General features: G+C 70.8%; 29 protein-coding genes, 4 tRNA genes and 1 pseudogene. 25 read left to right on the forward strand and 9 right to left on the reverse strand.

Going from position 1 to position 25,927, the window contains the following annotated elements; translation table 11 throughout:
• The first annotated feature begins 96 nt into the window (after nt 1-96).
• The 15 genes from D6270_RS20375 to D6270_RS20445 all read left to right on the forward strand — a co-directional run bounded on the left by D6270_RS20375 (nt 97) and on the right by D6270_RS20445 (nt 13,789).
• Nucleotides 97-546 carry an NADH-quinone oxidoreductase subunit A gene (locus D6270_RS20375; RefSeq protein ID WP_376198160.1) on the forward strand — a complete coding sequence of 150 codons (450 nt, stop codon included), beginning with the start codon at nt 97-99 and terminating at the stop codon, nt 544-546.
• Complete coding sequence (locus tag D6270_RS20380) at nt 537-1,217, forward strand: NADH-quinone oxidoreductase subunit B (RefSeq protein ID WP_109164132.1); 681 nt, start codon at nt 537-539, stop codon at nt 1,215-1,217. The genes D6270_RS20375 and D6270_RS20380 overlap by 10 nt, the downstream gene beginning before the upstream one ends.
• Complete coding sequence (locus D6270_RS20385; RefSeq protein ID WP_109164131.1) at nt 1,214-2,785, forward strand: NADH-quinone oxidoreductase subunit C; 1,572 nt, start codon at nt 1,214-1,216, stop codon at nt 2,783-2,785. Before D6270_RS20380 ends, D6270_RS20385 begins: the two co-directional genes overlap by 4 nt.
• On the forward strand, nt 2,782-3,750 hold the full coding sequence (locus D6270_RS20390) for a complex I subunit 1/NuoH family protein (RefSeq protein ID WP_109164130.1): 969 nt from the start codon (nt 2,782-2,784) through the stop codon (nt 3,748-3,750). The genes D6270_RS20385 and D6270_RS20390 overlap by 4 nt, the downstream gene beginning before the upstream one ends.
• Nucleotides 3,750-4,331: a NuoI/complex I 23 kDa subunit family protein gene (locus D6270_RS20395; RefSeq protein ID WP_109164129.1), complete on the forward strand. Its 582-nt coding sequence runs from the start codon at nt 3,750-3,752 to the stop codon at nt 4,329-4,331. The genes D6270_RS20390 and D6270_RS20395 overlap by 1 nt, the downstream gene beginning before the upstream one ends.
• The gene (locus D6270_RS20400; protein ID WP_204117080.1) at nt 4,328-4,999 is read left to right on the forward strand and encodes an NADH-quinone oxidoreductase subunit J family protein; all 672 of its coding nucleotides are present in this window, start codon (nt 4,328-4,330) and stop codon (nt 4,997-4,999) included. The genes D6270_RS20395 and D6270_RS20400 overlap by 4 nt, the downstream gene beginning before the upstream one ends.
• Nucleotides 4,999-5,454, forward strand: coding sequence for an NADH-quinone oxidoreductase subunit NuoK (gene nuoK, locus D6270_RS20405; protein ID WP_109164128.1), 456 nt, complete (start codon nt 4,999-5,001; stop codon nt 5,452-5,454). The genes D6270_RS20400 and nuoK overlap by 1 nt, the downstream gene beginning before the upstream one ends.
• Nucleotides 5,451-7,451, forward strand: coding sequence for an NADH-quinone oxidoreductase subunit 5 family protein (locus tag D6270_RS20410; RefSeq protein ID WP_109164127.1), 2,001 nt, complete (start codon nt 5,451-5,453; stop codon nt 7,449-7,451). Before nuoK ends, D6270_RS20410 begins: the two co-directional genes overlap by 4 nt.
• Nucleotides 7,448-9,100: an NADH-quinone oxidoreductase subunit M gene (locus D6270_RS20415; protein WP_204117079.1), complete on the forward strand. Its 1,653-nt coding sequence runs from the start codon at nt 7,448-7,450 to the stop codon at nt 9,098-9,100. The genes D6270_RS20410 and D6270_RS20415 overlap by 4 nt, the downstream gene beginning before the upstream one ends.
• A complete protein-coding gene (locus D6270_RS20420; protein ID WP_109164126.1) occupies nt 9,097-10,659 on the forward strand; it encodes an NADH-quinone oxidoreductase subunit N in 1,563 nt (520 codons plus the stop codon). The genes D6270_RS20415 and D6270_RS20420 overlap by 4 nt, the downstream gene beginning before the upstream one ends.
• Nucleotides 10,660-10,775: 116 nt before the next feature.
• Entirely contained in the window at nt 10,776-11,231 is a 456-nt protein-coding gene (gene mscL, locus D6270_RS20425) for a large conductance mechanosensitive channel protein MscL (RefSeq protein ID WP_109164125.1), read from the forward strand.
• A 265-nt stretch (nt 11,232-11,496) separates the two neighbouring features.
• Entirely contained in the window at nt 11,497-12,360 is an 864-nt protein-coding gene (gene htpX / locus D6270_RS20430) for a zinc metalloprotease HtpX (protein ID WP_109164124.1), read from the forward strand.
• Nucleotides 12,357-12,749 carry a YccF domain-containing protein gene (locus D6270_RS20435; RefSeq protein ID WP_109164123.1) on the forward strand — a complete coding sequence of 131 codons (393 nt, stop codon included), beginning with the start codon at nt 12,357-12,359 and terminating at the stop codon, nt 12,747-12,749. Before htpX ends, D6270_RS20435 begins: the two co-directional genes overlap by 4 nt.
• Before the next feature lie 153 nt (nt 12,750-12,902).
• On the forward strand, nt 12,903-13,367 hold the full coding sequence (locus tag D6270_RS20440) for an aminoglycoside adenylyltransferase (protein WP_225976915.1): 465 nt from the start codon (nt 12,903-12,905) through the stop codon (nt 13,365-13,367).
• 149 nt (nt 13,368-13,516) lie between these two features.
• Nucleotides 13,517-13,789, forward strand: coding sequence for a GlsB/YeaQ/YmgE family stress response membrane protein (locus D6270_RS20445; RefSeq protein WP_109164122.1), 273 nt, complete (start codon nt 13,517-13,519; stop codon nt 13,787-13,789).
• Nucleotides 13,790-13,802: 13 nt separating this feature from the next.
• On the opposite strand, the gene D6270_RS20450 is transcribed toward D6270_RS20445, so the two are convergent.
• The 4 genes from D6270_RS20450 to D6270_RS20465 all read right to left on the reverse strand — a co-directional run bounded on the left by D6270_RS20450 (nt 13,803) and on the right by D6270_RS20465 (nt 16,605).
• On the reverse strand, nt 13,803-14,486 hold the full coding sequence (locus tag D6270_RS20450) for an alpha-ketoglutarate-dependent dioxygenase AlkB family protein (protein ID WP_109164121.1): 684 nt from the start codon (nt 14,484-14,486) through the stop codon (nt 13,803-13,805).
• Nucleotides 14,487-14,500: 14 nt separating this feature from the next.
• The gene (locus D6270_RS20455; protein WP_109164120.1) at nt 14,501-15,055 is read right to left on the reverse strand and encodes a methylated-DNA--[protein]-cysteine S-methyltransferase; all 555 of its coding nucleotides are present in this window, start codon (nt 15,053-15,055) and stop codon (nt 14,501-14,503) included.
• Nucleotides 15,056-15,207: 152 nt separating this feature from the next.
• Nucleotides 15,208-15,963, reverse strand: coding sequence for an HNH endonuclease (locus tag D6270_RS20460; RefSeq protein WP_109164119.1), 756 nt, complete (start codon nt 15,961-15,963; stop codon nt 15,208-15,210).
• A gap of 153 nt (nt 15,964-16,116) precedes the next feature.
• A complete protein-coding gene (locus tag D6270_RS20465) occupies nt 16,117-16,605 on the reverse strand; it encodes a YajQ family cyclic di-GMP-binding protein (RefSeq protein WP_109164118.1) in 489 nt (162 codons plus the stop codon).
• Between the two features lie 167 nt (nt 16,606-16,772).
• On the opposite strand from D6270_RS20465, the gene D6270_RS20470 reads away from it, so the two are divergent.
• Nucleotides 16,773-16,854 (forward strand) — tRNA-Tyr (locus D6270_RS20470).
• 82 nt (nt 16,855-16,936) lie between these two features.
• Here the strand turns inward: D6270_RS20470 and D6270_RS20475 are convergent.
• Together D6270_RS20475 and D6270_RS20480 are read right to left on the reverse strand one after the other, a co-directional pair.
• Complete coding sequence (locus D6270_RS20475) at nt 16,937-17,593, reverse strand: SDR family oxidoreductase (RefSeq protein WP_109164117.1); 657 nt, start codon at nt 17,591-17,593, stop codon at nt 16,937-16,939.
• 34 nt (nt 17,594-17,627) lie between these two features.
• Nucleotides 17,628-18,920 carry an amidohydrolase family protein gene (locus D6270_RS20480; RefSeq protein ID WP_109164116.1) on the reverse strand — a complete coding sequence of 431 codons (1,293 nt, stop codon included), beginning with the start codon at nt 18,918-18,920 and terminating at the stop codon, nt 17,628-17,630.
• Nucleotides 18,921-19,176: 256 nt separating this feature from the next.
• On the opposite strand from D6270_RS20480, the gene D6270_RS20485 reads away from it, so the two are divergent.
• The 6 genes from D6270_RS20485 to D6270_RS20510 all read left to right on the forward strand — a co-directional run bounded on the left by D6270_RS20485 (nt 19,177) and on the right by D6270_RS20510 (nt 21,821).
• A tRNA-Thr gene (locus D6270_RS20485) sits at nt 19,177-19,249 on the forward strand.
• Nucleotides 19,250-19,294: 45 nt separating this feature from the next.
• Nucleotides 19,295-19,367, forward strand: a tRNA-Met gene (locus tag D6270_RS20490).
• An 88-nt stretch (nt 19,368-19,455) separates the two neighbouring features.
• Nucleotides 19,456-19,620, forward strand: coding sequence for a 50S ribosomal protein L33 (gene rpmG, locus D6270_RS20495; RefSeq protein ID WP_003956487.1), 165 nt, complete (start codon nt 19,456-19,458; stop codon nt 19,618-19,620).
• A gap of 117 nt (nt 19,621-19,737) precedes the next feature.
• Entirely contained in the window at nt 19,738-20,190 is a 453-nt protein-coding gene (locus tag D6270_RS20500; RefSeq protein ID WP_109164115.1) for a MaoC family dehydratase N-terminal domain-containing protein, read from the forward strand.
• Nucleotides 20,190-20,618: a MaoC family dehydratase gene (locus tag D6270_RS20505; RefSeq protein ID WP_109164114.1), complete on the forward strand. Its 429-nt coding sequence runs from the start codon at nt 20,190-20,192 to the stop codon at nt 20,616-20,618. The genes D6270_RS20500 and D6270_RS20505 overlap by 1 nt, the downstream gene beginning before the upstream one ends.
• A 147-nt stretch (nt 20,619-20,765) precedes the next feature.
• Nucleotides 20,766-21,821, forward strand: coding sequence for a UDP-N-acetylmuramate dehydrogenase (locus D6270_RS20510; RefSeq protein ID WP_109164113.1), 1,056 nt, complete (start codon nt 20,766-20,768; stop codon nt 21,819-21,821).
• A gap of 244 nt (nt 21,822-22,065) precedes the next feature.
• Here D6270_RS20510 and D6270_RS20515 read toward each other — a convergent pair.
• A pseudogene (locus D6270_RS20515) lies at nt 22,066-22,176 on the reverse strand (epimerase); the annotation flags it as partial.
• An 83-nt stretch (nt 22,177-22,259) separates the two neighbouring features.
• Between D6270_RS20515 and D6270_RS20520 the strand changes: the two are divergent.
• Nucleotides 22,260-22,850, forward strand: a complete 591-nt coding sequence (locus tag D6270_RS20520) for a TetR/AcrR family transcriptional regulator (RefSeq protein WP_109164112.1) — start codon at nt 22,260-22,262, stop codon at nt 22,848-22,850.
• Here the strand turns inward: D6270_RS20520 and D6270_RS20525 are convergent.
• Nucleotides 22,843-23,856, reverse strand: coding sequence for an adenosine deaminase (locus tag D6270_RS20525; protein ID WP_018510608.1), 1,014 nt, complete (start codon nt 23,854-23,856; stop codon nt 22,843-22,845). The two genes, D6270_RS20520 and D6270_RS20525, sit on opposite strands and share 8 nt — an antisense overlap.
• Nucleotides 23,857-23,970: 114 nt before the next feature.
• On the reverse strand, nt 23,971-25,197 hold the full coding sequence (locus D6270_RS20530; protein WP_109164111.1) for a pyridoxal phosphate-dependent aminotransferase: 1,227 nt from the start codon (nt 25,195-25,197) through the stop codon (nt 23,971-23,973).
• 213 nt (nt 25,198-25,410) lie between these two features.
• On the opposite strand from D6270_RS20530, the gene D6270_RS20535 reads away from it, so the two are divergent.
• Together D6270_RS20535 and secE are read left to right on the forward strand one after the other, a co-directional pair.
• Nucleotides 25,411-25,483: transfer RNA gene (locus D6270_RS20535), tRNA-Trp, on the forward strand.
• 106 nt (nt 25,484-25,589) lie between these two features.
• Nucleotides 25,590-25,877 carry a preprotein translocase subunit SecE gene (gene secE / locus D6270_RS20540; RefSeq protein ID WP_030561924.1) on the forward strand — a complete coding sequence of 96 codons (288 nt, stop codon included), beginning with the start codon at nt 25,590-25,592 and terminating at the stop codon, nt 25,875-25,877.
• Nucleotides 25,878-25,927 lie beyond the last annotated feature (50 nt).

Here is a 25,927-nt window from a genome sequence, read left to right on the forward strand (position 1 = left end):
CTGCTTACGGTGCGTTTATCAGGGCCTAGACTCCCGTGCGTACAGCAGGGGCCTCGGATACGTACGGGGCTACAACCGGATGACGAGGAACAAGGGGTGGACGTGAGGGACGTGGCGTACGTGCCGGAAGCGCCGCACGTGACGTACGTGCCGGTCCACCACCAGACCACCCTCGCCTCCGACTACTTCCAGAGCTACTCGGTGGTCGGCCTGCTCGCCCTGGTCGGCGTCCTGTTCGTCGCCGTCGCGTTCGGCGCGGGACGACTCCTGCGGCCCGTGGTCCCGACGCCGGAGAAGCTCCTGACGTACGAGTGCGGCGTCGACCCGGTCGGTGAGGGCTGGGCCCACACCCAGGTCCGCTACTACGTCTACGCGTTCCTTTATGTCATCTTCGCCGTCGACTCCATCTTCCTGTTCCCGTGGGCCACGGTCTTCGCGGCACCCGGATACGGCGCCACCACGCTGGTGGAAATGTTCATCTTCCTCGGCTTCCTCGCCGTGGGACTGCTCTACGCATGGAAGAAGGGCGTCCTCGCATGGGCCTGACGAGCCGGCCGACCCCCGCAGGACAACAGCCCGAACCGCAGGCGGATGCCGCACCGGAGCCGGTGCTCCTTCCGGAGCCCCAGCGCCTCGGCCTCCTCTCCCGGCTCGCGCCCGAACCGATGAAGGTCGTCCTCAACTGGGGCCGCCGCTACAGCCTCTGGGTCTTCAACTTCGGACTCGCCTGCTGCGCCATCGAGTTCATCGCCGCCTCCATGGCGCGCCACGACTTCATCCGGCTCGGCGTGATCCCCTTCGCGCCCGGCCCTCGCCAGGCGGACCTGATGATCGTCTCCGGCACGGTGACGGACAAGATGGCCCCGGCGGTGAAGCGCCTCTACGAGCAGATGCCCGAACCGAAGTACGTCATCTCCTTCGGCGCCTGCTCCAACTGCGGCGGCCCCTACTGGGACTCGTACTCCGTCACCAAGGGCGTCGACCAGATCATCCCCGTCGATGTGTACGTACCCGGCTGCCCGCCCCGGCCCGAGGCGCTGCTCCAGGGCATTCTCAAGCTCCAGGAGAAGATCGCGCGCGAGTCCCTGGCCGACCGGTACGCGCCCGGCCCCTCCGGAGGCACCCCCTCCACGGCGGCGCTGCGCAGCGGACTGGTCACCGCACCGACGCCACCGGCGAAGGCTCCGGGGACGGAACCGGGGGAGGAGCAGCGGTGAGCGAGCGTCGACACGAGGCCCACCACCCGTACGACCGGCTGCCGGACGCCGTCACGGAGCTGTTCGGGGAGGGCGCGACGGCGGAGTCGGCCTACGACCTGCTCACCGTCGACATCCCCGCCACGGAGTGGATCACCGCGCTGCGGACCGCCCGCGACGGACTCGGCTGCACCTACTTCGACTGGCTCAGCGCCGTGGACGAGCCGGGCACCGGCTTCCGCGTCTGCGCGCACGTCGCCGCTCTCGGCGACGGCACGGTCCGCCGGCTCATGCTGCGCACCACCGTCCCGCACGACGCGGCCACCCTGCCCAGTGCGATCGACGTCTACGCGGGCGCGGCCTGGCACGAGCGCGAGACGCACGAGATGTTCGGGGTCGCCTTCGAGGACCACCCCGGCCTCGCCCCGCTCCTGCTGCCGGAAGGGTTCGAGGGCCATCCGCTCCGCAAGGACTTCGTCCTGGCCGCCCGGGTCGCCAAGGCCTGGCCCGGCGCGAAGGAGCCCGGCGAGTCCGAACACGGCGGCCCCAAGCGCCGCACCATGCTGCCCCCCGGCGTTCCGGACCCCAACGAATGGGGCCCCCTCAAGGGCCAGCTGCCCCCCGCCGCACCCCGCCCGGGCCGTGCGTCCCGCCCGGCGGCGACGGCCGACCGCCCGCCCCGCCGCACCCGCTCCGCGAGCGACGGCTCAGCCGCGCAACGCCCCCGAACGGGCCCGCCCGAGCCCTCGGGCCCGGGGTCTGCGGACTCCGGGGCTCCCACGTCGGGGGCTCGTGGGGCCGGGGTGCCCGCGCCTGAGGCGTCCGCGCCTCCCGCTCCAGGCGGCGCCGTGGCCGGGGCTCCCGCGCCCGCATCGTCGGATGCCGCCTCGCCGGATGCCGTACAGCCTCCGTCCGCGCCCGCGCCTCCCGGAGGCGCGTCGTCCGGCGACGTACCGCCCGAACAGTCCCCGGCCGCGCGCCCGCGCCGCTCCCGTTCCGCGTCGGACGGCTCGGCGAGCCAGCAGCAGGGCCCGGAAGCAGCCACGCCGCGCCCGCCGCGCCGCTCCCGCTCGGCCTCTCAGGGCTCGGCGAGCCAGCGCGCCCGCTCCACGGACGCCCCCTGGCACGACGCCCAACCGGCGTTCGATGAGCCGGACACCGCACCGGACGCCGCATCGGGCCGCCCCGATGCGTCCGAGTCCCGGCGGTCTTCGGGGACGGGCGACGCCCGCCCCGAGCCCCGGCGGTCTGCGGGGTCAGACAACGCCCGCTCCCAGCCTCAGCTTCCTTCCGAGAGCGACGGCCCCGAGCCCCCCTCCCATTCCCCGAAGCATTCGGAGGGCGGAGACCCCGATTCCCAGCCTCTCCGGCGTTTGAGGAGCGGGGGTCCGGAGGCAGAGCCCCCGGTTCGGGAAGGGGCGGGTAGGGGAGAGGCCCCGCGCAGCGGCCCCACCTCCGCCCCCACCGAGCCCAGGACCGCCCCTGACCCCGACCGCCCGCCGACGGACGAGCCCACCCCCACCAAGCCCGAACCTCCGTCCCAGCCCAAGCCCGACCCCGACCACCCCGCCGGAGGCGATGCCGAGTGAACGACGTGTCCGACGTCGCCCTCCGCCTGGCCGTCATCTTCGTCGTGTTCCTGGTCGCCCCCCTCCTCGTGGGCCAGACCGAACACAAGGTCATGGCCCACATGCAGGGCCGCCTCGGCCCCATGTACGCGGGTGGCTTCCACGGCTGGGCCCAGCTCGTCGCGGACGGCGTGAAGTTCGCGCAGAAGGAGGACGTGGTCCCGGCCGCCGCCGACCGCCGCGTTTTCCAGCTCGCCCCCGCCGTCGCCCTCCTCCCGTACCTCCTCGTCCTCGTGGCCATCCCCATCGGCCCCGGCGACGGCGCGGTGGGCCAGGTCATCGACGCGGGCATCTTCTTCGTGCTCGCCGTCATGGGCATCGGCGTCCTCGGCTCGCTCATGGCCGGCTGGGCCTCGGCCAACAAGTTCTCCCTGCTCGGCGGTCTCCGTACCGCCGCCCAGCTCCTCTCCTACGAACTCCCGATGCTCCTGGCCGCCGCCTCCGTCGCCATGGCGGCCGGCACGGTCTCGCTCACCGGCATCCTCGACGCCTTCGAGTGGTGGTGGCTGCCCTGGCAGATCGTCGGAGCCCTGGTCTTCTTCGTCGCCGGTCTCGCCGAACTCCAGCGCCCTCCCTTCGACATGCCGGTCGCCGACTCCGAGATCATCTTCGGCGCCTACACCGAGTACACGGGGCTGCGCTTCGCCCTGTTCCTCCTCGCCGAGTACGCGGGCATCGTCATCCTCTGCGCCCTGACCACCGTCCTCTTCCTCGGCGGCTGGCACGGCCCGTTCGGCGCCGACGGACTCGGCTGGCTCTGGACCCTCCTCAAGACCGCCCTCCTCGCGTTCGTCGTCATCTGGCTGCGCGTCAGCTACCCGCGTCTGCGTGAGGACCAGTTGCAGAGACTCGCCTGGACCACCCTCGTCCCCCTCGCCCTCGCGCAGATCGCGCTCACCGGCATCGTGAAGGTGGCGATCAGCTGATGCCCCCGATCCCCGGATCAGGCCTGGCCAAGGGCCTCGCCGTCACCCTGCGCACGATGACGAAGAAGACCGTCACCGCGCAGTACCCCGACACCCAGCCCGAACTCCCGCCCCGCTCCCGTGGTGTCATCGGGCTGTTCGAGGAGAACTGCACGGTCTGCATGCTCTGCGCCCGTGAGTGCCCCGACTGGTGCATCTACATCGACTCCCACAAGGAGACGGTGCCGCCCGCCGCGCCCGGCGGACGCGAGCGCAGCCGTAACGTCCTCGACCGCTTCGCCATCGACTTCTCCCTCTGCATGTACTGCGGTATCTGCATCGAGGTCTGCCCCTTCGACGCCCTCTTCTGGTCACCCGAGTTCGAGTACGCGGAGACGGACATCCACGAGCTCACCCATGAGCGGGACAAGCTCCGCGAGTGGATGTGGACCGTGCCGGAGCCGCCCGCCCTCGACCCCGGGGCGGAGGAGCCGAAGGAGATCGCCGCCGCCCGCAAGACGGCCGACAAACTCGCCGCCCAGGCACCCCGGAAGAACCCCGATCCCGACCCTGCCTCCGACGCGAAGGGAGGAACCCCGTGACGCCGCACACCGCACCCACCGTGCTCGCCGCAGCCGCCGCCGACCACCCCGGCTTCCTCTCCCCGACCGGCGTCGAGATCGCCTTCGTCCTCGTCGGCCTCGCCACCCTCGGCGCCGCCGTCATCACCGTCACCACCCGGCAACTGGTGCACGCCGCCCTCTGGCTCGTCGTGGCGCTCGGCGGACTGGCCGTCGAATACCTCCTGCTCACCGCGGAGTTCATCGCCTGGGTGCAGGTACTGATCTACGTCGGTTCCATCGTCGTCCTCCTCCTCTTCGGCCTGATGCTCACCCGGGCCCCCATCGGCCGCTCCCCGGAAGCCGATTCGGGCAACCGGTGGGTCGCCCTGGGGGTGGCCCTCGCCTCGGCGGCCGCGCTCGTCTGGGTCGTCGTGGACGCCTTCCGTACCACCTGGATCGACCTCGAAGGACCGGCCCAGGGCTCCACCGCCGTCACCGGAGCCTTCCTCTTCCGGAACTGGGTCCTCCCCTTCGAGGCGCTCTCCGTCCTGCTGCTCGCCGCCCTCGTCGGCGCCATCGTGCTGTCCCGCAAGCACGACAAGGACACGGCGATCCGGTCGGCCTCGGTCTCTTCCACCCGACAGGACAAGGACCGGAGCGAGGCTCGGGGCAAGGGCCAAGGCCGCGGAACGGAGGAGCGGAGCTGATGCACCTCGCCTATCCCGCCGTACTCGCCGCCCTCCTCTTCTGCACCGGCCTCTACGGCGTCCTCGCCCGCCGCAACGCGATCCTGGTCCTGATGTCGGTCGAGCTGATGCTCAACGCCGTCAACCTCAACCTCGTCGCCTTCGACGTCTGGCTCCGCGACACCCTCCACTCCGGCCAGGCCCTCACCCTCTTCACCATCGCCATCGCCGCCGCCGAGATCGGTATCGGCCTCGCGATCGTGCTGGCCGTCCACCGCAACCGCGGCTCCTCCGACATCGACCGCCTCCGCGACACCGCCGAGACCGACGACGCCGAGATCCTCGACGCCGAGGCCGCCGCCGCTGACACCGCCGACGCCGCAGCCGACGGCCACGCCGAAAAGGCAGCGCAAGCCGCGAGCGCGGGGAACACCACGAACGCAGGGACCACCAAGAACGCAGAGGCCACCTCGTGACCACGACGACCCTCGCCGCCCTCGTCCCGCTCCTGCCCTTCCTCGGCGCCGTCGCCGGACTCGCGCTCGGCCGCACCGCCCCCGGCTTCGTCCGCCCCCTGGCGATCCTGCCGACGCTCACCGCGGCCGTCCTCGCCGTGATCGTCGCCGTCCGCCAAGGCGGCGGCCGTGCCATCGACGCGGCCACCCAGCTCACCCCCACCGGGTCGGTCCCCATCGACCTGGCCCTGCACCTGGACGGCTTCGCGGTCCTGGTCGCCGTCCTCGTCGGGCTCGTCGCCACCTGCGTACAGCTCTACTCCACGGCCTACCTCCGCGACGACGCCCGCTACCCCTCCTACGCGGCCCTGGTCTCCCTCTTCACCTCCGCGATGCTGCTCGTCGTCTACTCCGGCGACCTGATGGTGCTCCTGGTCGGCTGGGAGATCATGGGCATCTGCTCGTACTTCCTGGTCGGCCACTACTGGGAGACGCCCGAAGCGCGTGCCGCCTCCCTCAAGGCCTTCCTCGTCACCAAGCTCGGCGATGTCCCCTTCCTGATCGGCCTGTTCGCCCTGGCCGCCGACACCGGCAGCTTCCGGATCACCAAGATCCTGGCGGCCGTCACCAACGGCGGCCTGGACCACCCCACCCTCATCGCCCTGCTGCTCCTGGCAGGCGTCGCCGGAAAGTCCGCCCAGTTCCCCCTGCACACCTGGCTGCCCGACGCGATGGCCGGCCCCACCCCCGTCTCCGCGCTCATCCACGCCGCGACGATGGTCGCCGCCGGGATCTACTTCGTGGCCCGGCTGCTCCCCGTCTTCGCCGCCTCCGGCGCGGCCCTGGTCGTCCTCGCCGTGATGGCGGCCGTGACGATGGTCGGCTCCGGGCTCGCCGCCCTCGCCCAGGACGACATCAAACGCGTCCTCGCCTACTCGACGATCGGCCAGCTCGGCTACATGTCCGGTGCCCTGGCCGTCGCCGACCGGGGTGCCGCCGTCTTCCACCTGATCTCGCACGGTGCGTTCAAAGCGGTCCTCTTCCTCGCGGCCGGCGTCGTCATCCACGCCGCCGGCACCAACTCACTCGCCGCCATGTCCCGCATGGGCGGCCTCGCGCGCCGGATTCCCGACGCCTACTGGACGATGACCGTCGCCCTCCTCGCGCTCGCCGCCATCCCGCCGTTCGCCGGCTTCTTCTCCAAGGAAGCCGTCCTCGTCGCCGCCGAGCACACCGCCATGGGGGACCGGACCGCCGCCCCCGCCGCCGCGGGCTGGACGATCCTCGTCGCCGGGCTGCTGGCCGCCGTCCTCACCGCCGCCTACGCCACCCGCCTCTGGCTCCTCGCCTTCAAGGGGCGCGGCGCCGAAGTACCCGACCACGGCCGCCAGCCGCTCGCCATGACCTCCGTCCTGTGGATCCTGGCCGTCCCCACCATCGCCTTCGGGCTGACCGCGGGCGTGCTGGGCGACTGGTTCGACGGCCACGCCCTCACCCCGTCCCTCACCACGGCCGTCCTCTCCACCGGCGTCGGCCTCGTCGGCGGGCTCGTCACCTATGGCGCCTGGCGCCACACCACGGCGCTCGCCGCCCGCACCCCCATCGGGGCCGTCGCCGCCCACCCCGGCGCCGAACCCGCCCTCGTCGAAGCCGAGGCCATGACGTCGCACACCGCTGCCTACGGCACCATCGCGGACGCCGTCGACCCGGCCGACCCCGGACGCCTCCTCCTGGGCCCGCTCCACCGCCACGCGGTCACCGGCTTCCACCTCGACGCCCTGTACACGGCGGTGTTCGTCCGGCCCGTCCAGCAGGCCGCCCGCCTCGTGCGCTTCCTGGACCGCTCGGTCGTCGACACCTATGTCAACGGATCGGGCGCCGCCACCCGGCTCCTCGGCACCGCCGTACGCCGTGCCCAGACCGGCAACGTGCAGACCTATCTCAGCGTCCTGCTCGCCGGTTCCCTCGTCCTGGCGATCGCCGCCGTCGTCTTCGCCAACGTCAACGCGGGGTCGTGACCGTGATCGATATCAGCCCGTCCGTGATGCAGTTCCTTCTCGCGTTCATCGTCGTCGCCCCGCTGCTCGGCGCCGTCGCGGCCCTGCTCCCCGCCCCGCCCGGACTCAGGGGCAGGAACCCCGACCAGGCCGTGCTGCGCCACGGCGTGACCGTGACCGGCGCCGTCCTCCTCGCCGCGATCGTCCTAGCCGTCGGCTTCGACCACGACCACCCCGCCACGATGCAGGCGACCACCGACATCAGCTGGATCCCGGCACTCGACGTCCGCATCCACCTCGGCATCGACGGCATCTCGCTCCCCCTCCTGCTCCTGACCGCGCTGCTGACCTTCCTCTGCGCGCTGTACAGCTACTTCAAGCTGCCCGCGGGCCCCTCGGCGAAGGCGTTCACCGCCCTCGTCCTCGTCCTGGAATCCGGCACCCTCGCCACCTTCGCCGTCCTCGACCTGCTGCTCTTCTTCCTCGCCTTCGAGATGGTCCTCATCCCGATGTACTTCCTCATCGCCCGCTGGGGCGGTGACCAGCGGCAGGCCGCCGCCTGGAAGTTCATCCTCTACACGCTGCTCGGCTCGGTCGTCATGCTGCTGGGCCTGCTCCTCATCGGGCTGAGGAGCGGCACCTTCGACATGGTGGCACTCGCCACTGACAACGGCCGTGGCCTCACCACATCCGTGCAGGTCATCGCCGTTCTCGCGATCGGCCTCGGACTCGCCGTGAAGACCCCGATGTGGCCCCTGCACAGCTGGCTCCCCGACGCCCACACCGCCGCCCCGACCGTCGGCTCCGTGCTCCTGGCGGGCGTCCTGCTGAAGATGGGAACGTACGGGTTCGTCCGGATCCTGCTCCCCATCGCGCCCGACGGGATGCGTACCTTCGCGCCGTACCTCGCCGCCTTCGCCGTCGTCGGCATCGTCTACGGATCGCTCGCCTGCCTGGCCCTGGCCCGTAACGGTGCCAAGGGCGACCTCAAGCGGCTCATCGCGTACTCCTCCGTCGGCCACATGGGCTTCGTGCTGCTCGGCATCGCCACCATGACGCCCACCGGAGTCAACGGCGCGCTCTTCGCCAACATCGCCCACGGCCTCATCACCGGCCTGTTGTTCTTCCTGGTCGGCGCGATCAAGGACCGCTACGGCACCGCCGATCTGGACACCCTCGCCGGCGCCACCGGAGCCGCCCTCTACGGCCGGGCCCCCCGCCTCGGCGCCCTGCTCGCCTTCGCCGCCGTCGCCTCGCTCGGACTGCCCGGGCTCGCCGGTTTCTGGGGCGAGATGCTCACCCTGTTCGGCGCCTACAGCCCCGCCGAGGGCCTCAGCCGCCCGGCGTTCCGCACCTTCATGGCCATCGGCGCGTCCGGCACCCTGCTCACCGCCGCGTACATGCTCATCGTGGTCCGCCGCGTCTGCATGGGCGAGCACACGCCCCACTCCCGGCTCTCGCCCGACGACCGCACCCCGGCCCCGGCGCCTGCCCCCGGACGGCCCACGGCTGCCGGAAGCCCCCCGCAGCTCGCCGACATCCAGCGCTACGAAGCCGCCGCCTGGACCCCGCTCGCCGCCCTCACCGTTCTCGCCGGACTCTGGCCCGCCGTCCTCCTCGGCCTCACCGACCCGGCCGTGCAGAAGCTCCTCGCAGGAGGCAAGTCGTGACCGCGGACCTCAGCACCGCCGCCTTCACCACGGCGGCCGACGCCGCCCCCCGCGTCGTCCAGACCGTCGACTGGCTCGCCATCGCACCCCCCACCCTCACCGCGCTGGCCGCCCTGCTCGTCCTCGTCGCCGATCTCTTCCTCCCCGGGCACCGCAAGAAGGTCCTCGGCTACGGAACCCTCACCGCGCTCGCCGCCGCACTCGCCCTCCTCATCCCGCTGCGCGCCGGAGACCGCGCCACCTTCTGCGTCACGACCGGCGCCCAGGCGTGCAGCTATACCGCCGACCACTTCGCCCTGGTGATCCAGGCCCTCGTGCTCGGCGGGGCGTTCCTCACCGCGCTGCTCTCCCTCGACGACACGCGGAAGCTCCCGGCGGGCGAATACTGGTTCCTGCTCCTCGCCTCCGCCGCGGGCGCCGCCCTCCTGCCCGCCTCCCGCGACCTCGCCACCCTCGTCGTCGCCCTGGAGGTCGCCTCGCTGCCGGCCTTCGCCCTCGTGGGCATCAAGCGCGGCGACCGGCGCTCCTCCGAAGCCGCGCTCAAGTTCTTCCTCTCCTCCGTCGTCGCCACCGCCGTGATGCTCCTGGGCGTCAGCTTCGTGTACGCGACCACGGGGACCCTCCACCTCACGGAGATCGCCGCCCATCTGGACGACGTACCTCCGGCCCTGGACACCCTCGCCAAGACCGGCGTCGTCCTCACCCTCGTCGGCTTCGCCTTCAAGACCGCCGCGGCCCCCTTCCACTTCTGGGTCCCCGACACCTATGTGGGCGCGCCCCTGCCGATCGCCGCCTACCTCTCCGTCGTCGGCAAGACCGTCGGTTTCTCGGGCCTCATCCTCGTCACCGTTGTCGCGTTCCCTTCTTATGCCGATGTCTGGGGACCCGCCGTCGCCGTCCTGGCCGCCCTGACCATGACCGTCGGCAACGTCGCCGCGATCCGCCAGAGGGCCGACCGCGCGCGCAGCGCCGTACGGCTCCTCGCCTGGTCCTCCGTCGCCCAGGCCGGCTATCTGCTCGTCCCGATCGCCGCCGCCGCGTACTCCAGCGACGAACAGATCGGCTCCACCGTCGCGTACGCCCTCATGTACGCCGTCGTGAACCTGGGCGCCTTCGCCGTCGCGGCCCTCGTCGCCCGTACGAAGCCCGGCAACCGCGTCGCCGACTACCGGGGCCTGTACGCCACCCGGCCGCTCGCCGCCCTCGCGCTCGGCTTCTTCCTGCTCTGCCTGGCCGGACTGCCGCCCGGCATCATCGGGCTCTTCGCGAAGGTCACCGTCTTCTCGGCGGCCGACGACGCCGGGCTCGGCTGGCTCGCCGTCGTCATGGCCGTCAACGTGGTGATCGCTCTCTACTACTACCTTCAGTGGACCGCGATCCTCTTCAGGGGCCCGGACACCGCCGAAGCGACCGCCGGAACACCGACCGCCGAGCCGACGCACCGATTCCGGGCACCTGCCCCGCTCACCACGGCCATCGCCCTCACCGCCGCCGCCGGAATCCTCCTCTCCGGGGCCCCGCAGCTCATCCTGAGGTTCGCCGCCGTCGCCCTCTTCTGAGGCTCTCCGAAGGCGAAAGATCGGTTTGCCCAGGGCGGCCGCCACAGGGCAAGGTCGTGGCTGCCCACGTCACGTACACGGCGAAGACGTACGAAATCCATAGAGGAGAGAGAGCAGTGCTGAACGGGTTCAAGGACTTCATCCTGCGCGGAAACGTCATCTCGATGGCGATCGGCCTCGCCGTCGGAGCAGCCTTCACCGCCGTGGTCACCGGCTTCAGCAACGCTTTCATCGTTCCGCTCATCGGCGTCATCACCCGTGGCACCGGCGACTTCAGCAAGGCCACCTTCAAGGCCGACGGGGTCGAGTTCCCCTACGGTCTCTTCCTCAGCGCCGCCATCGCCTTCCTCATCACCGCCGCGGTCCTCTACTTCTGTGTCGTGGTCCCCATGGCCAAGGTGCAGAACCGCTTCGCCAAGGAGGAGGAGGTCGACATCAAGGCCGCCCTCCGCGACTGCCCGCGCTGCTTCAGCGCGATCCCCGCCGTCGCCTCCCGCTGCGCCCACTGCACCAGCGAGGTGGAGCCCGACCCCGAGGCGCTCTCCCTCGCCAAGCTGCCCGTCCAGCGCTGAGCCGACCGCCCGCCTCACGCCGAGCTGCACTCCCGGCCCAGCGCTGACACCCGCACGCCCCGACACCCGTACGGCCCAGTGCCGCGCCGTACGGGCCAGGAGCCGGAACCGGCCGGATCGCGCCGGAGAGGCTCCGCCCTCCACCCGCACGCACAAGGGAACTAGCTCCCCTCGCCTGGCGTTGACCAGTACGGGAGGCTCCACTGGGGGAGTGGAGCACCACCATGCAAAGGGTTCCCCTGCCGCACCACTTGGAGGGCGTACCGTGCACCGCCGGCACAACGGGCTGAAAACCGCCGTACTCCTCGGGGGCCTGTCCGCACTCATCATCATCATCGGCAGCTTCTTCGGACGTACGGGCCTCGTCATCGCTCTCGTCGTGGCCGTCGGCACCAACGCGTACGCCTACTGGAACAGCGACAAGCTGGCCCTGCGCGCCATGCGGGCCCGCCCCGTCAGCGAGTTCGAGGCGCCCCAGCTCTACCGGATCGTCCGCGAGCTCTCCACCGCGGCCCGTCAGCCGATGCCCCGCCTGTACATCTCCCCGACCCAGGCGCCCAACGCCTTCGCCACCGGCCGCAATCCGCGCAACGCGGCCGTCTGCTGCACCGAGGGCATCCTCCAGATCCTCGACGAGCGGGAGCTGCGCGGCGTCCTGGGCCACGAGCTGAGCCATGTCTACAACCGGGACATCCTCATCTCCTCCGTCGCCGGAGCCCTCGCCTCCGTCGTCATGTTCCTGGTCAACTTCGCCTGGCTCATCCCCATCGGCCGCTCCAACGACGACGAAGGCCCCGGCCTCCTGGGCATGCTCCTGATCATGATCCTGGGCCCGCTCGCCGCCTCCGTCATCCAGCTCGCCGTCAGCCGCTCCCGTGAGTACGAGGCCGACGCGTCCGGAGCGCAGCTCACCGGGGACCCGCTCGCCCTCGCCAGCGCCCTGCGCAAACTGGACGCAGGAACGAAACAGCTTCCGCTGCCCCCGGAGCCCAGGATCGAGACCGCGAGCCACATGATGATCGCGAACCCCTTCCGTCCCGGACAGGGGATGGCCAAGATGTTCTCCACCCATCCGCCGATGGCGGAGCGCATCGCCCGACTGGAACAGATGGCAGGTCGCCGCCCATGAAAACCATCCTGAACATCATCTGGCTCGTGCTGTGCGGGTTCTGGATGTTCCTCGGCTATCTCCTCGCAGGCGTTCTGCTCTGCATCACGATCATCGGTATCCCGTTCGGCGTCGCCGCCTTCAGGATCGGCATCTACGCGCTCTGGCCCTTCGGCTACACGGTCGTCGACCGCAGGGACGCCGGATCGCCCTCCTGCGCCGGCAACGTCCTCTGGCTGATCCTCGCCGGATGGTGGCTCGCGCTCGGCCACATCACCACCGGCATCGCCCTCTGCATCACGATCATCGGCATCCCCCTGGGCATCGCCAACTTCAAGCTGATCCCCGTCTCGCTGATGCCCTTCGGCAAGGAGATCGTCCCCACGGACCAGCCGTTCGTCGCCCCTTAGGACCCGGGAAAGCAGCTGACGAGCCCGGAGCGACCGCGTACGCTCCGGGCTCCTGGCCAGGCAGCGCACGGAGCGACAGCTCCGGCTGATCGCCGGGACGGTCCGGATCGCCGGCGCGCTCGGCGTGGAGCTCTGGCTCCGGGCGGCCGGTCCGTGGACTTCTTCCTCGGTTCGCTCACCCGCGACCACACGGACCTCGACTGGTTCGCCCGGAAGCGGGACGCCGCCCCGCTCACCGATGAGCTGCTGCGGTCGGGCTGGGAGCATCTCCCCGGCCCACCCGCCGACCAGCAGCGCGACTTCGAGAGGCAGGGCGAGGAGAGCAGCTTCGCCCTGCTGGAGGAGGGCGGCTCCGGCCATGCCGTGGTCGCGGGCGGGCCCTGGGCCGGCGAACGGTGGCCGGACGGCATGCTCGAAGGCCCGCTCGGCCGCATCGGCCCGACGGCCTGTCCGGTCATCAGCCCGGCCGTCCAGATGGAGATCAAGCGGATGACGCCGGTCTGGATCCCGGGCCGCCCGCGCCGGGCCAAGGACGCCGAGGACATCCGCGTACTGGAGACGGCCCTACGCGACGGTGGTCGGCCGGACCGGGAGCGGCCGGGCGGCACACCGCGATAGCCGCCGTGACCGCTGACCTGCCCGCCGCCCCGTTCCCCGCCCGCCCATCGCCCCGTCCCCGCCCCGCCCGCCGACGGCAGCCCTCGCAACCGAACGCACGCTCGCTGCGTCTTGTGTTCCAAGACCAAGCAAGGGGTAGGAGCAGCGACATGAGCATTGTCGGTTGGATCATTCTTGGGCTGCTCGCCGGAGTCATAGCCAAAATCCTGCTCCCGGGCCGCGACCCGGGCGGCATCGTCGGGACCACCCTCATCGGGATCGCCGGTGCCTTCGTCGGAGGCTGGCTCTCCAGTCAGTTCCTCGACCGTCCCATCAGCAACGACTTCTACGACACCGCGACCTGGATCGCCGCCATCGCCGGCTCCCTGGTCCTGCTGATCCTCTACCGGCTGCTCTTCGGCAACTCCCGCGAACGGCGCTGACCGCTCCCGGGGCTCAACTCAGCCCGGTCTCCCGCAACGTCACATTCAGCCGGCCCGCCCGCATCCCCGCGGCCGGGTCGGCTGTTCCGACGTGGACCTTCGGCACCCCGTGAAACGCGAAGCGCGACGGACCGCCGAAGACGAAGAGGTCCCCGGAGACCAACTCCACGTCCGTGTAGGGCTGCCCGCGACCCTCGGTGTTCCCGAAGCGGAACACGCACGCCGCCCCGATGCTCAACGACACCACAGGAGCACCCGAACGCTCCTCCCTGTCCTGGTGCATACCCATCCGCGCCGCGTCGTCATAGAAGTTGATCAGCGCGGTGTCCGGAGTGAACGCCTCCGCCGCGCCCTCGTCCTCGTACGCCTCCGCCACCGCCGCACGCCCCAATTCGACCAGCCACCGTGGCATCGCGGCCACCGGGGCGCCGTTCACATCGTCGGCGGTGCGCGTGTACCGGTACGGCTGCCAGTGCCACCCCAGGCACACCGTCCGCACCGACATCACGCCGCCGCCCGGCAACACCGTGTGCCGCAAGGGAACCGGCCCCCGCGCCCACTCCCGGCACGCCGCCACCAACTCCCGCCGGCGCTCCACCGGGAGCCACTCGGGCACGTGCACGGCACCCGGCGCGACCACCTGCCGGGGCCGCGGAAAGAGCCCGCCCGAAGTGGCCGGAACCCCACGCGAAGCCATTCGTCACACCACCCTCAGCCGTCGGCCCGCACCCGCGGGGCGCCGTCGGTCCCCGCAACGCCCTCCACGCACGCGGCCCCTTCGAGCCCCAGCAGCACCTGCTTGCGCTCCAGGCCACCCGCGTACCCCCGCAGCGCCCCGTCCGCCCCGATCACCCGGTGACACGGCCGCACGACCAGCAACGGGTTGCGCCCGATCGCCGTCCCCACCGCCCGCACCCCCGCACCGGAGGCCCCGACCTGCGCGGCGACCTCCCCGTACGACAGGGTCTGACCGTACGGAATCGACTCCAGCACCTTCCAGACGCGCCGCTGGAACTCCGTACCCGCGCCCTCGGCGAACGGCACGTCGAACCGCGCCGACCGCCCCGCGAAGTACGCCTCCACCTGCGCGACGATCCCCGCGAACAGCTCGGGCGCCTCGGACCACCCGTCCCGGATGACCGCACCGCCCTTCTGCCCGGGCACGGACAACGACACCAGCCGCAGTCCGTCGGCCGTCCCGTCCGACTCGCCCACCAGCAGCAACTGGCCCAGCGGACTGGCCACCCGCGTGTACACCGTCGTCACGACCGCCTGCTTTCCCGCTCTTCCCCGAGCTTCTTCGATCCCCCGCCCACAACCCAGTCTGCGCCCGTCCGCCGCCCGACGGCTGGCGGCATTCGGACATCACGCTCAGGGCTTGGTAGGCCCAGGAGCCGGGAGGCCCGGCTGCGGCACGGTCACTCGTCCGCCTCCCAGAAGCCGCGGGTGCCGAGGGAGACCTTGGGGAGCTCTTGGTCGTCTCTCCTGGCTTCGAAGAAGTCCAGCTCCGTGGGGTCCAGGTCCAGCGCGGCGCAGACCTCCTCATGGAGATCGGCGAAGAGCATGAACCTCTCCTCCCGTCGGTCCTCATAGTCGTCTTCGGTCGCGTTGAAGGCGGAAGGCAAGAGGTCGAACACATCGCTTGCCCAGCACCGGTACCAGTCGAAGACGTTGTTCGCCGCCTCGGCGACGTCCTCATCCCCTAGTTCGCCCAGCTTGTCGGTGGCCGCGCGGGCGACGGACGCCGCGATGCGGACGGGCCCCAGATTGCCGGTGGGAAAGCCGAAGGAGGAAAGACAGACTGCCGAGACCAGAAGGGAGATGGACTCTTCCCATCTGATCGTCTCGCTCTGGAACATCCGGTACGCCCGGATGAGACCGGCTCTGGGGGAAGGGTCGTCGGGCGCCACACGGTTGGGGTTCGGGAGCCGCAGCAGCTCCTTGTAGTGGAACATGGCCTGGCGGTCGATGTCTCCGCGATCGAAGCGGGTGTGGCAGTTCGGGCACAGAACGATCATGTTCTGAAAGTCGTGCCTCTGGACGCGGTGCCAGGGCACGATGTGCGCGATCTCCAGAGGAGTCGCGCGACACGTCGGTATCGCGCACCGGTGGCCGACCTCGACGAAGAGTTGCCGGGCTAACGGACGGGGCACCTTGGTGCGATGAGTGGCCATGCGGGAAGCGTAATGAGCGCCACCGACAGCGCCGTCGGGCCTGACGAGGGCACAACGAGGGCAACCATCGAGGCTGCCTCGACGATTGCGCCCTCGTTGTGCGCGTCAAGCTGACCCGGCACCCAGCGGGAGTGCCACGGGCAGGGGGTTTCCTCAGCGGTAGTTCACGAACTGGATGGCGAAGTCGAGGTCCTTGTCCTTCAACAGCGTCTGTACGGCCTGGAGGTCGTCGCGGCTCTTCGAGCTGACGCGCAGCTCGTCACCCTGGACCTGCGCCTTGACGCCCTTCGGGCCCTCGTCGCGGATGACCTTCGCCACCTTCTTGGCGTTCTCCTGGGAGATGCCCTCCTCGATGGTGGCGAAGATCTTGTACTCCTTGCCGGAGAGCTGCGGCTCACCGGCGTCCAGCGACTTCAGCGAGATGCCCCGCTTGACCAGCTTGGACTGGAAGATGTCGAGGATCGCCTTGACCCGCTCCTCGCCGTTCGCCTCCATCAGGATCTTCTCGCCGGACCACGAGATCGAGGCGCCCGTGCCCTTGAAGTCGTAACGCTGGGAGATCTCCTTGGCGGCCTGGTTGAGGGCGTTGTCGACCTCCTGCCGCTCGACCTTCGAGACGATGTCGAAACTGGAGTCGGCCATGACGTGTGGCTCCTTGCGTCGAATGTGCGTGGGATACAGCGCAAAGCCTAGCCACCGCCGCACCCTCCGGCTGCTGATCAATGAGGTGGCGGAGCACCCCTGGCCATCAGGTATTGTTTACGTCGTCGCCAAGGAGCTCACCAGTGGAGATCCGACGCGTCGTTCGAGGCGGTGTGCCCGAGTGGCCAAAGGGAGCAGACTGTAAATCTGCCGGCTCAGCCTACCCAGGTTCGAACCCTGGCGCCGCCACGCGAACGAAGCCCCCGACCAGTCCTTCTGGTCGGGGGCTTCCTCGTTTCCCACAGCCTGCGGCAGCGCTCCGGCCGCTCCGTCAGTTGCCCGCGACGTCCTTCACGGAGACCGTGACCGGCACGTTCCCCGAGATGACCTCCAGGGTCAGGCCCGCCGTCGCCGGGGTGTCCAGCAGCTCCAGGATCGTCGCCGCCACGTCGTCGCGCGGGATCGGGCCGCGCCCGGTCTTCGCGGCGAGCAGGATCTGCCCGTTGCCCGCGTCGTTGGTGAGCATCCCGGGGCGCAGGATCGTCCAGTCGAGTGCGGAGCGGGAGCGCACGTCGGCGTCCGCCGCGCCCTTCGCCCTCAGGTAGACGTCGAACACCTCGTCGCCGGGGTGGTCGGGGTCGGCGCCCATGGATGAGATGACGATGTACCGGCGTACGCCCGCCGCTTGGGCCGCGTCGGCGAACAGGACGGCGGCGCCCCGGTCGACGGTGTCCTTGCGGGTGGTGCCGCTGTTCGGTCCGGCGCCCGCCGCGAAGACGGCCGCGTCGGCCCCGCGCAGCACCTCGGTGGCCTCCTCGACGGAGGCCGATTCGAGGTCCAGCACGGCGGGTTCGGCGCCGATGTCGGTGAGGTCCTGGCTCTGTTGGGGGTTACGGATGATCCCTACGGCCTCATCGCCGCGAGCGGCGAGCAGCCGTTCCAGCCGCAGTGCGATCTGTCCGTGTCCACCTGCGATGACAATGCGCATACCTCCGACCGTACGCCCGGCGGCCGCCCCGTGCTCAGCTCTTGGGCCCGGCACCGGATTCGGGTCGTCCCTGGCGCGGGAAGTCGGGGCCGGCGGCCGCGTCGGGGTCGGAGTCGCAGTATTCGCGTACGGCGCTGGTGCGGGCGACGACCCGGCCGCGGTGGACGACGATCCGGCTGTAGGCGAGGGAGAGCACGGAGGAGAGCCGTTCGCCGCGTACGGCGAGGAGTTCCGCGGGGAAGCCCGCCTCCACGCGGATGTCGGGCAGCCCGAGGGCGGCACGGGCGGTCGTGGAGACCATGGCGTAGGCGTGTTCGGCGCGCAGGCCGTGCTGCGAGGCGAGGAGGTACGCCGCTTCGAGCGGGTCGCCGCGGCCCACCGGGTTGGCCGTGTCGCGGAGTGCGCCGCTGCCCGCCACCACGCGCACGCCGGCGGAGCGTAGGAGGCGTACGGGAGCGGTCGTGCGGCGCTCGGAGCCGGCGCAGCCGCCCTGCGGGAGGCAGCCGACGGTGATGCCGGCGGCGGCGAGCTGGTCGGCGGCGCGGCTCGCGGTCTCCAGGGGGAGATGGGCGAGCCCGGCGCAGGGGCCGATGCTGACGCCGGGGCGCATGCCCCCGGCCATGGCGGCGAGGCGGGCCAGCCGGGTCGGGTCGTCGCCGTCGGTGTGCAGGTCGACGGGGCAGCCGTGCTCGGCGGCGACCTCCAGGACGGCCGCGGTGTAGCCGGTGGGGTCGGGGTCCAGGTCGGGCCGGCCGCCGACGACGGCGGCGCCCATCTTCACGGCGTCGCGGAGCATGGCCAGGTTGTCGGCACCGGCGACACCGGTGAGCAGCCGGGGGACGGCGACCGCGGTCAGATCGGCGAGGCCGCGCAGGGCCCGCCGGGTCTGCAGGACGGCCTCCAGCGCGGCGAGGCCCTGGACATCGCCGATCCGCACGTGGGCGCGCAGGGCGGTGGCGCCGTGGCCGAGCTGGAGCAGGGCGGCCTCGGTGGCGCGGCGCTGGATGTCCTCGGCGCGGTGCGAGGCGGGTCCCGGGCTGCCGGGTCCGGTGCCGTCCGCGGTGAGGGCGGTGTCGCCGTGGGCGTGGGGCTCGGCCGGGGCGGGGAGCAGGAGGTAGCCGCGCAGGTCGATGCGGGGGCCACGGGTGGTGAGGCTGCCGGCGGTGCCGACGGCCTCGATACGGCTGCCGCTGAGGCGTACGTCGACGGCGCGGCCGTCGGTCAGGCGGGCGCCGCTCAGGACGAGGGCAGGGGTGCCGTCGGTGGTGGCCGCTTCGGCGCTGTCGGGCGCGTTGTCGTCGGACCGACGCGGCTGGCTGTCGGGCATCGCGCTCCTGGGAGGGGTGCAAGATCACACGGAGTGGGGTCGAGCCTAGGGGCGTGCGCGGGCGGCTTCCGGGAGGAGCGCAATAGTCGTACCGGTGCGCCTGTATCGGCGAGGGGAAGGGCTCCGTCCGGAAGGGGGCGCGGGGTGGATCAAGGCCTGATCAGGGGGTGTGGCCGGACCCGGAGTGACGGCCGGAGCGGGGTGCCGAAACGGATTTGGGCGATCGGCCGGGGACCGTGTAATGTCTTCCTCGCTCGCCCCAATAGCTCAGTCGGTAGAGCGTCTCCATGGTAAGGAGAAGGTCTGCGGTTCAATTCCGCATTGGGGCTCTGGTGATCGGGAAACCCCGCTTCGGCGGGGGGACTCATCATCAAAGCGGTGTAGCTCAGTCGGTAGAGCAAGCGGCTCATAATCGCTGTGTCACCGGTTCAAGTCCGGTCACCGCTACTAACGGTAGCCGATTGTTGGGTCGGTCCTTCGATCGGCTACTCTTTTATGCGTTCATCCGTCCATCGTCCGTCCAAGGAGCACTCACGTGGCTGCCACCGACGTCCGCCCGAAGATCACGCTGGCCTGCGTGGAGTGCAAGGAGCGGAACTACATCACCAAGAAGAACCGGCGTAACAACCCGGACCGTCTTGAGATGAAGAAGCACTGCCCGCGCTGCAACTCGCACACCGCGCACCGCGAAACGCGCTGAATCAGGCTCGTACACGAGGCCGTCCCCTCTGGGGGCGGCCTCGTGTCGTTGTCCGGGGTGGTCCCCCGCGCAGGGGCGTGCCCTTATTCGTCATTTCCAGCAGGAGGTAGCGAGCTCATGGCGCTCGACCAGTCCTTCGTGGGCCGGACGTATCCGCCCACCCCGGCGTACGAGGTAGGCCGGGAGAAGATCCGCGAGTTCGCCGAGGCGGTGGGTGACACCCATCCGGCGTACGTCGATGCGGAGGCGGCCCGGGCGCTCGGCCACCCCGATGTGATCGCGCCGCCCACCTTTGTCTTCTCCATCACCTACCGGGCCGCCGGCGAGGTGGTGCAGGACCCGCAGCTGGGGCTGGACTACAGCCGGGTCGTCCACGGCGACCAGAAGTTCTCCTACGTGCGTCCGGTACGGGCGGGGGACCGGCTGACGGTGACCTCCACGATCGAGACCATCAAGTCCCTGGCGGGCAACGACATCGTGGACATCCGCGGAGACGTGCACGACGAGGCCGGTGAGCTGGTCGTCACGGCGCTCACGAAGCTGGTGGCGCGCGCCGCCGAGGAGGCGTGATGACGGCGAAGGTCTCTTTCGACGAGGTCGAGGTCGGTACGGAGCTGCCCGCGCAGTCGTTCCCGGTGACGCGGGCGACGCTCGTGCGGTACGCCGGTGCGTCGGGCGACTTCAACCCGATCCACTGGAACGAGAAGTTCGCGCTGGAGGTCGGGCTGCCGGATGTGATCGCGCACGGCATGTTCACGATGGCCGAGGCGATCCGCGTGGTCACCGACTGGGCCGGGGATCCGGGCGCGGTCGTCGACTACGGGGTGCGGTTCACCAAGCCCGTCGTCGTGCCCAACGACGACAAGGGCGCGCTGATCGAGGTCAGCGGCAAGGTCGCGGCCAAGCTGGAGGACAACCTGGTCCGGGTGGACCTGGTGGCCGTGTGCGACGGCAAGAAGGTGCTGGGCATGTCCCGCGCGGTCGTCCGGCTCGCCTGAGGGTCACGCGGAAGCTGTACGTCCTCCGGGCCGGTTGAGGGTCACGCGGAAGCTGTACGTCCTCCGGGCCGCCTGAGGACCAAGCGGAACCCGTACGGTCCGTGGCCCCGCCCGAGCGGCGGGGCCACGGACCGTACTCTTGTCCCCGTGCAGGAACTCCACGATGCCCCCCTCGCCCCCCTGACCACCTTCCGGCTCGGCGGCCCCGCCACCCGGCTCCTGACGGCCACCACCGACGCCGAGGTGGTCGCGGCCGTGGCCGAGGCCGACGCGAGCGGGACCCCGCTGCTGGTCATCGGCGGCGGCTCCAACCTGGTCATCGGCGACAAGGGCTTCGACGGCACGGCGCTGCGGATCGCCACCGAGGGGTTCACGCTCTCCGGTACGTCGCTGGAGCTGGCGGCCGGTGAGGTCTGGTCCGATGCCGTCGCCCGGACCGTGGATGCGGGTCTCGCGGGCATCGAGTGCCTGGCCGGAATTCCCGGCTCCGCGGGCGCGACGCCCATCCAGAACGTCGGAGCGTACGGCCAGGAGGTCTCCTCCACCATCACGGAGGTCGTCGCCTACGACCGGCAGACCCGGGAGACGGTGACCCTTCCGAACGCGGAGTGCTCCTTCTCGTACCGGCACAGCCGCTTCAAGGCCGAACCCGACCGTTTCGTGGTGCTCCGCGTCCGGTTCGAGCTGGAGGAGGCGGGCGGGCTCTCCGCGCCCCTCGCCTATCCGGAGACGGCCCGGACCATGGGCGTCCAGCAGGGCGAGCGCGTCGCCGCCTCCGCCGCCCGGGAGACCGTGCTGAAGCTACGCGCCGGCAAGGGCATGGTGCTGGACCCGGACGACCACGACACCTGGTCCGCGGGCTCCTTCTTCACCAACCCGATCCTCGACGCGGCCGCGTTCCAGGACTTCCTGGCCCGGGTCCACGAGCGCCTCGGCCCGGACGTGGCACCCCCGGCGTTCCCCGCCGGGGACGGCCGCACCAAGACCTCGGCGGCCTGGCTGATCGACCGGGCCGGCTTCACCAAGGGGTACGGCAGCGGTCCGGCCCGGATCTCCACCAAGCACACCCTCGCCCTCACCAACCGAGGCGAGGCCACCACCGAGGACCTCCTCGCGCTGGCCCGTGAGGTCGTCGCCGGGGTCCATGCGGCCTTCGGCGTCACCCTGGTCAACGAGCCGGTGACGGTCGGCGTATCCCTGTAGGTCTACGCGTGGCTCTACAGGCGCATGCGTGTTCGCGTAGGCGCACGCGTGGCTCTCTACCACCCGCTGGCGTCGTCCTACAGGCGCTCGCGTCTCCCTACAGCCGTTCGAGCGTCGCCCACAGGGACACGTAACGACACTCAGTAGGCGACGCCCACCCCCTTCCGCGCCGCCGCCGGATCATCGATCAGCCCCAGCGTCGCGTGCGTCACGTCGGCTCGCGAGATGCGTCGACGGGCTCCGGGAGCCTCGCGGTGTAGCCGACCACGGCCGTCACCTCGTGCCCCACCGCGAGAGCCTGGCCCACGGCCTCCCGGCCGACGCCCCCGGTCGCTCCGAACACCGTGAGCCGCATGGGCCCTCCTCGGGTGGGTAAGTGTTCACTCACCTCTAGGGTGAGTGGCTGATATCCCCTCGCCAAGCCGTACAGGAGCACGCATGGAGCCGAAGCCGGCCCGCGTCCGCATCGTCGACGCCGCCCACGAGCTGATGGGCTCCATCGGTCTCGCCCGGACCACCACCAAGGAGATCGCACGGGCGGCCGGCTGCTCGGAGGCGGCGCTGTACAAATACTTCCCCAGCAAGGAAGAGCTCTTCGTGACCGTCCTCAAGGAGCGGCTGCCGAAGCTCGGCGGGCTGCTCGGCGACCTGGTCGCGGGGGAGGGCAGCGTCGAGGCCAACCTCACCGAGGTCGCCCGGCAGGCCGCGCTCTTCTACGCGCAGACGTTCCCCATGGCCGCCTCCCTGTACGCCGAACCGCAGCTCAAGCACCGCCACGAGGAGGGCCTGCGCGAGCTCGGGACCGGACCCCACACGCCGATCCAGGGACTGGACGCCTACCTGCGCGCCGAACAGCGCGCGGGCCGGGTGCACGCAGGTGCCGACACCTATGCCGCCGCTTCACTCCTGCTCGGCGCCTGCGCCCAGCGGGCCTTCGCCTACGACGCGCTCCCCGGCGGAACGCCCCCGCAGCCGCTGGAGGAGTTCGCCGCCTCCCTCGCCCGCACCCTGCTCGCCGGAATCAGCTAGCCAGCCAGTCGTCGATCCCCGACAGCAGCTTGTCCCGTACGTCGACGGGCGCGGCCGATCCGCGCACCGACTGCCGGGCCAGCTCGGCCAGCTCCGCGTCGGTGAACCCGTGGTCGCGGCGTACCAGCTCGTACTGGGCGGCCAGCCGCGACCCGAACAGCAGCGGGTCGTCCGCGCCCAGCGCCATCGGCACCCCCGCGTCGAACAGAGTGCGCAAGGGGACGTCCGCGGCCTTCTCGTAGACGCCGAGCGCCACATTGGAGGACGGGCACACCTCACAGGTCACCTGGCGCTCGGCCAGCCGCTCCAGCAGCCGGGGGTCCTCGGCGGCCCGCACACCGTGGCCGATGCGCGAGGCGTCCAGGTCGTCCAGGCAGTCACGCACGCTGGAGGCGCCCGCGAGCTCCCCGCCGTGCGGGGCCGCCAGCAGGCCGCCCTCCCGGGCGATGGCGAAGGCCCGGTCGAAGTCGCGGGCCATCCCGCGCCGCTCGTCGTTGGAGAGCCCGAAACCGACGACGCCCCGGTCCGCGTACCGCACGGCCAGCCGCGCCAGCGTGCGGGCGTCCAGCGGGTGCTTCATCCGGTTCGCGGCGATCACCACACGCATCCCGAGACCGGTGTCCCGGGCGGCGCTGTCCACCGCGTCGAGGATGATCTCGATCGCCGGGATCAGTCCGCCGAGCAGCGGGGCGTACGAGGTGGGATCGACCTGGATCTCCAGCCACCCGGAGCCGTCCGCGACGTCCTCCTGGGCGCTCTCGCGGACCAGGCGGTGGATGTCCTCGGGGGACCGCAGGCAGGACCGGGCGATGTCGTAGAGCCGTTGGAAGCGGAACCAGCCGCGCTCGTCGGTCGCCCGCAGCTTGGGCGGCTCGCCGCCGGTCAGCGCGTCGGGGAGGTGGACCCCGTACTTGTCGGCGAGTTCGAGCAGGGTGGTGGGCCGCATCGACCCGGTGAAGTGCAGGTGCAGGTGGGCCTTGGGCAACAGACGTACATCACGCTCCATTCGAAGATCCTGCCGCACGGGCGGGCCGGAGCGGAAGCCGCTTTCCTCTTTGGAGTGGGCCGAGACGAAAAGAGCCCCCGGCCGAGACGGCCGGGGGCACAATTCGCGGGCTGGTCAGGCCTTGGCCTCGCCCAGCAGCTTCTGGAGCCGGGAGACGCCCTCGATGAGGTCGTCGTCGCCCAGGGCGTAGGAGAGGCGGAGGTAGCCGGGGGTGCCGAAGGCCTCACCCGGGACCACGGCGACCTCGGCCTCGTCCAGGATGAGGGCCGCGAGCTCCACCGAGTCGGCCGGACGCTTGCCGCGGATCTCCTTGCCGAGCAGGCCCTTCACCGACGGGTAGGCGTAGAACGCGCCCTCGGGCTCCGGGCAGAGCACGCCGTCGATCTCGTTGAGCATCCGCACGATCAGGTTGCGGCGGCGGTCGAAGGCGGTGCGCATCTCCGCGACGGCGTCCAGCGGGCCGGAGACCGCGGCCAGCGCGGCGACCTGGGCCACGTTGGAGACGTTGGAGGTGGCGTGCGACTGGAGGTTGGTCGCGGCCTTGACGACGTCCCTGGGGCCGATGATCCAGCCGACCCGCCAGCCGGTCATCGCGTACGTCTTGGCGATGCCGTTGACGACGATGCACTTGTCGCGCAGCTCGGGCACGATCGCCGGGAGCGAGGTGAACGTCGCGTCGCCGTAGACGAGGTGCTCGTAGATCTCGTCGGTCATGACCCACAGCCCGTGCTCCACGGCCCAGCGCCCGATCGCCTCGGCGTCGGCCTCGCTGTAGACGGCGCCGGTCGGGTTGGACGGCGAGACGAAGAGGACGACCTTGGTCCGCTCGGTGCGCGCGGCCTCCAGCTGCTCCACGGAGACCCGGTAGCCGGTGGTCTCGTCGGCGACCACCTCGACCGGGACACCGCCGGCGAGCCGGATCGACTCGGGGTAGGTGGTCCAGTACGGGGCGGGGACGATGACCTCGTCGCCCGGGTCGAGGATCGCGGCGAAGGCCTCGTAGATGGCCTGCTTACCGCCGTTGGTCACCAGGATCTGGCTGGCGTCGACCTCGTAACCGGAGTCCCGCAGGGTCTTCTCTGCGATGGCGGCCTTGAGCTCGGGGAGCCCGCCGGCCGGGGTGTAGCGGTGGTACTTCGGGTTGCGGCAGGCCTCGACCGCGGCGTCGACGATGTAGCCGGGGGTCGGGAAGTCGGGTTCGCCGGCACCGAAGCCGATCACCGGGCGCCCAGCGGCCTTGAGGGCCTTGGCCTTGGCGTCGACGGCGAGGGTCGCGGACTCGGAGATCGCACCGACGCGGGCGGAAACCCTGCGCTCGGACGGAGAAGTTGCAGCGCTCATGGGGCCCATGCTCCCAGACCGGAAAACCCGTCGGCACACGGGTTTCAGGGACCGGACAGGAGCCGTACGGGAACCGGACAGGACCGGTCGGTAGTTGTCTGTTCGACGCAGCGCCCCTGAGCACGTACACTCACCTGTCGTTGGCCTTCAGCAGCCGCACCGTCTCCACACCCGGGCACCGGGAAAGATGCGGTAGGTTGGTGGAAACCACAAAGGGTCGTAGCTCAATTGGTAGAGCACTGGTCTCCAAAACCAGCGGTTGGGGGTTCAAGTCCCTCCGGCCCTGCTACACACTCCTTCGCCAGGATGTGTGCGCATGTACGTACTTCATTGCACAGCCGTGCGGCTCCACCGGGCGCGGCACGGCCACGACCCGGAATCAGGTGAGAAGCGTGACGGACGCCGTGGGCTCCATCGACATGCCTGATGCTGAGGATGAATCCCCCGAGTCCAGCAAGAAGACTCGGAAGGGCGGCAAGCGCGGCAAGAAGGGCCCTCTGGGCCGTCTCGCGCTGTTCTACCGCCAGATCGTCGCCGAACTCCGTAAGGTCGTCTGGCCGACTCGCAGCCAGCTGACGACATACACCAGCGTGGTGATCGTGTTCGTCGTTGTCATGATTGGTCTTGTTACCGTTCTTGACATGGGGTTCGCGCGGGTCATCAAGTACGTCTTCGGCTGAGCCGGCGGAAGGCGTCGGACCGGCGCCCCCACCGCATGTTCCACCCCTTT

The sequence above is a fragment of the Streptomyces griseus subsp. griseus genome, from assembly GCF_003610995.1.
GTDB lineage: Bacteria > Actinomycetota > Actinomycetes > Streptomycetales > Streptomycetaceae > Streptomyces.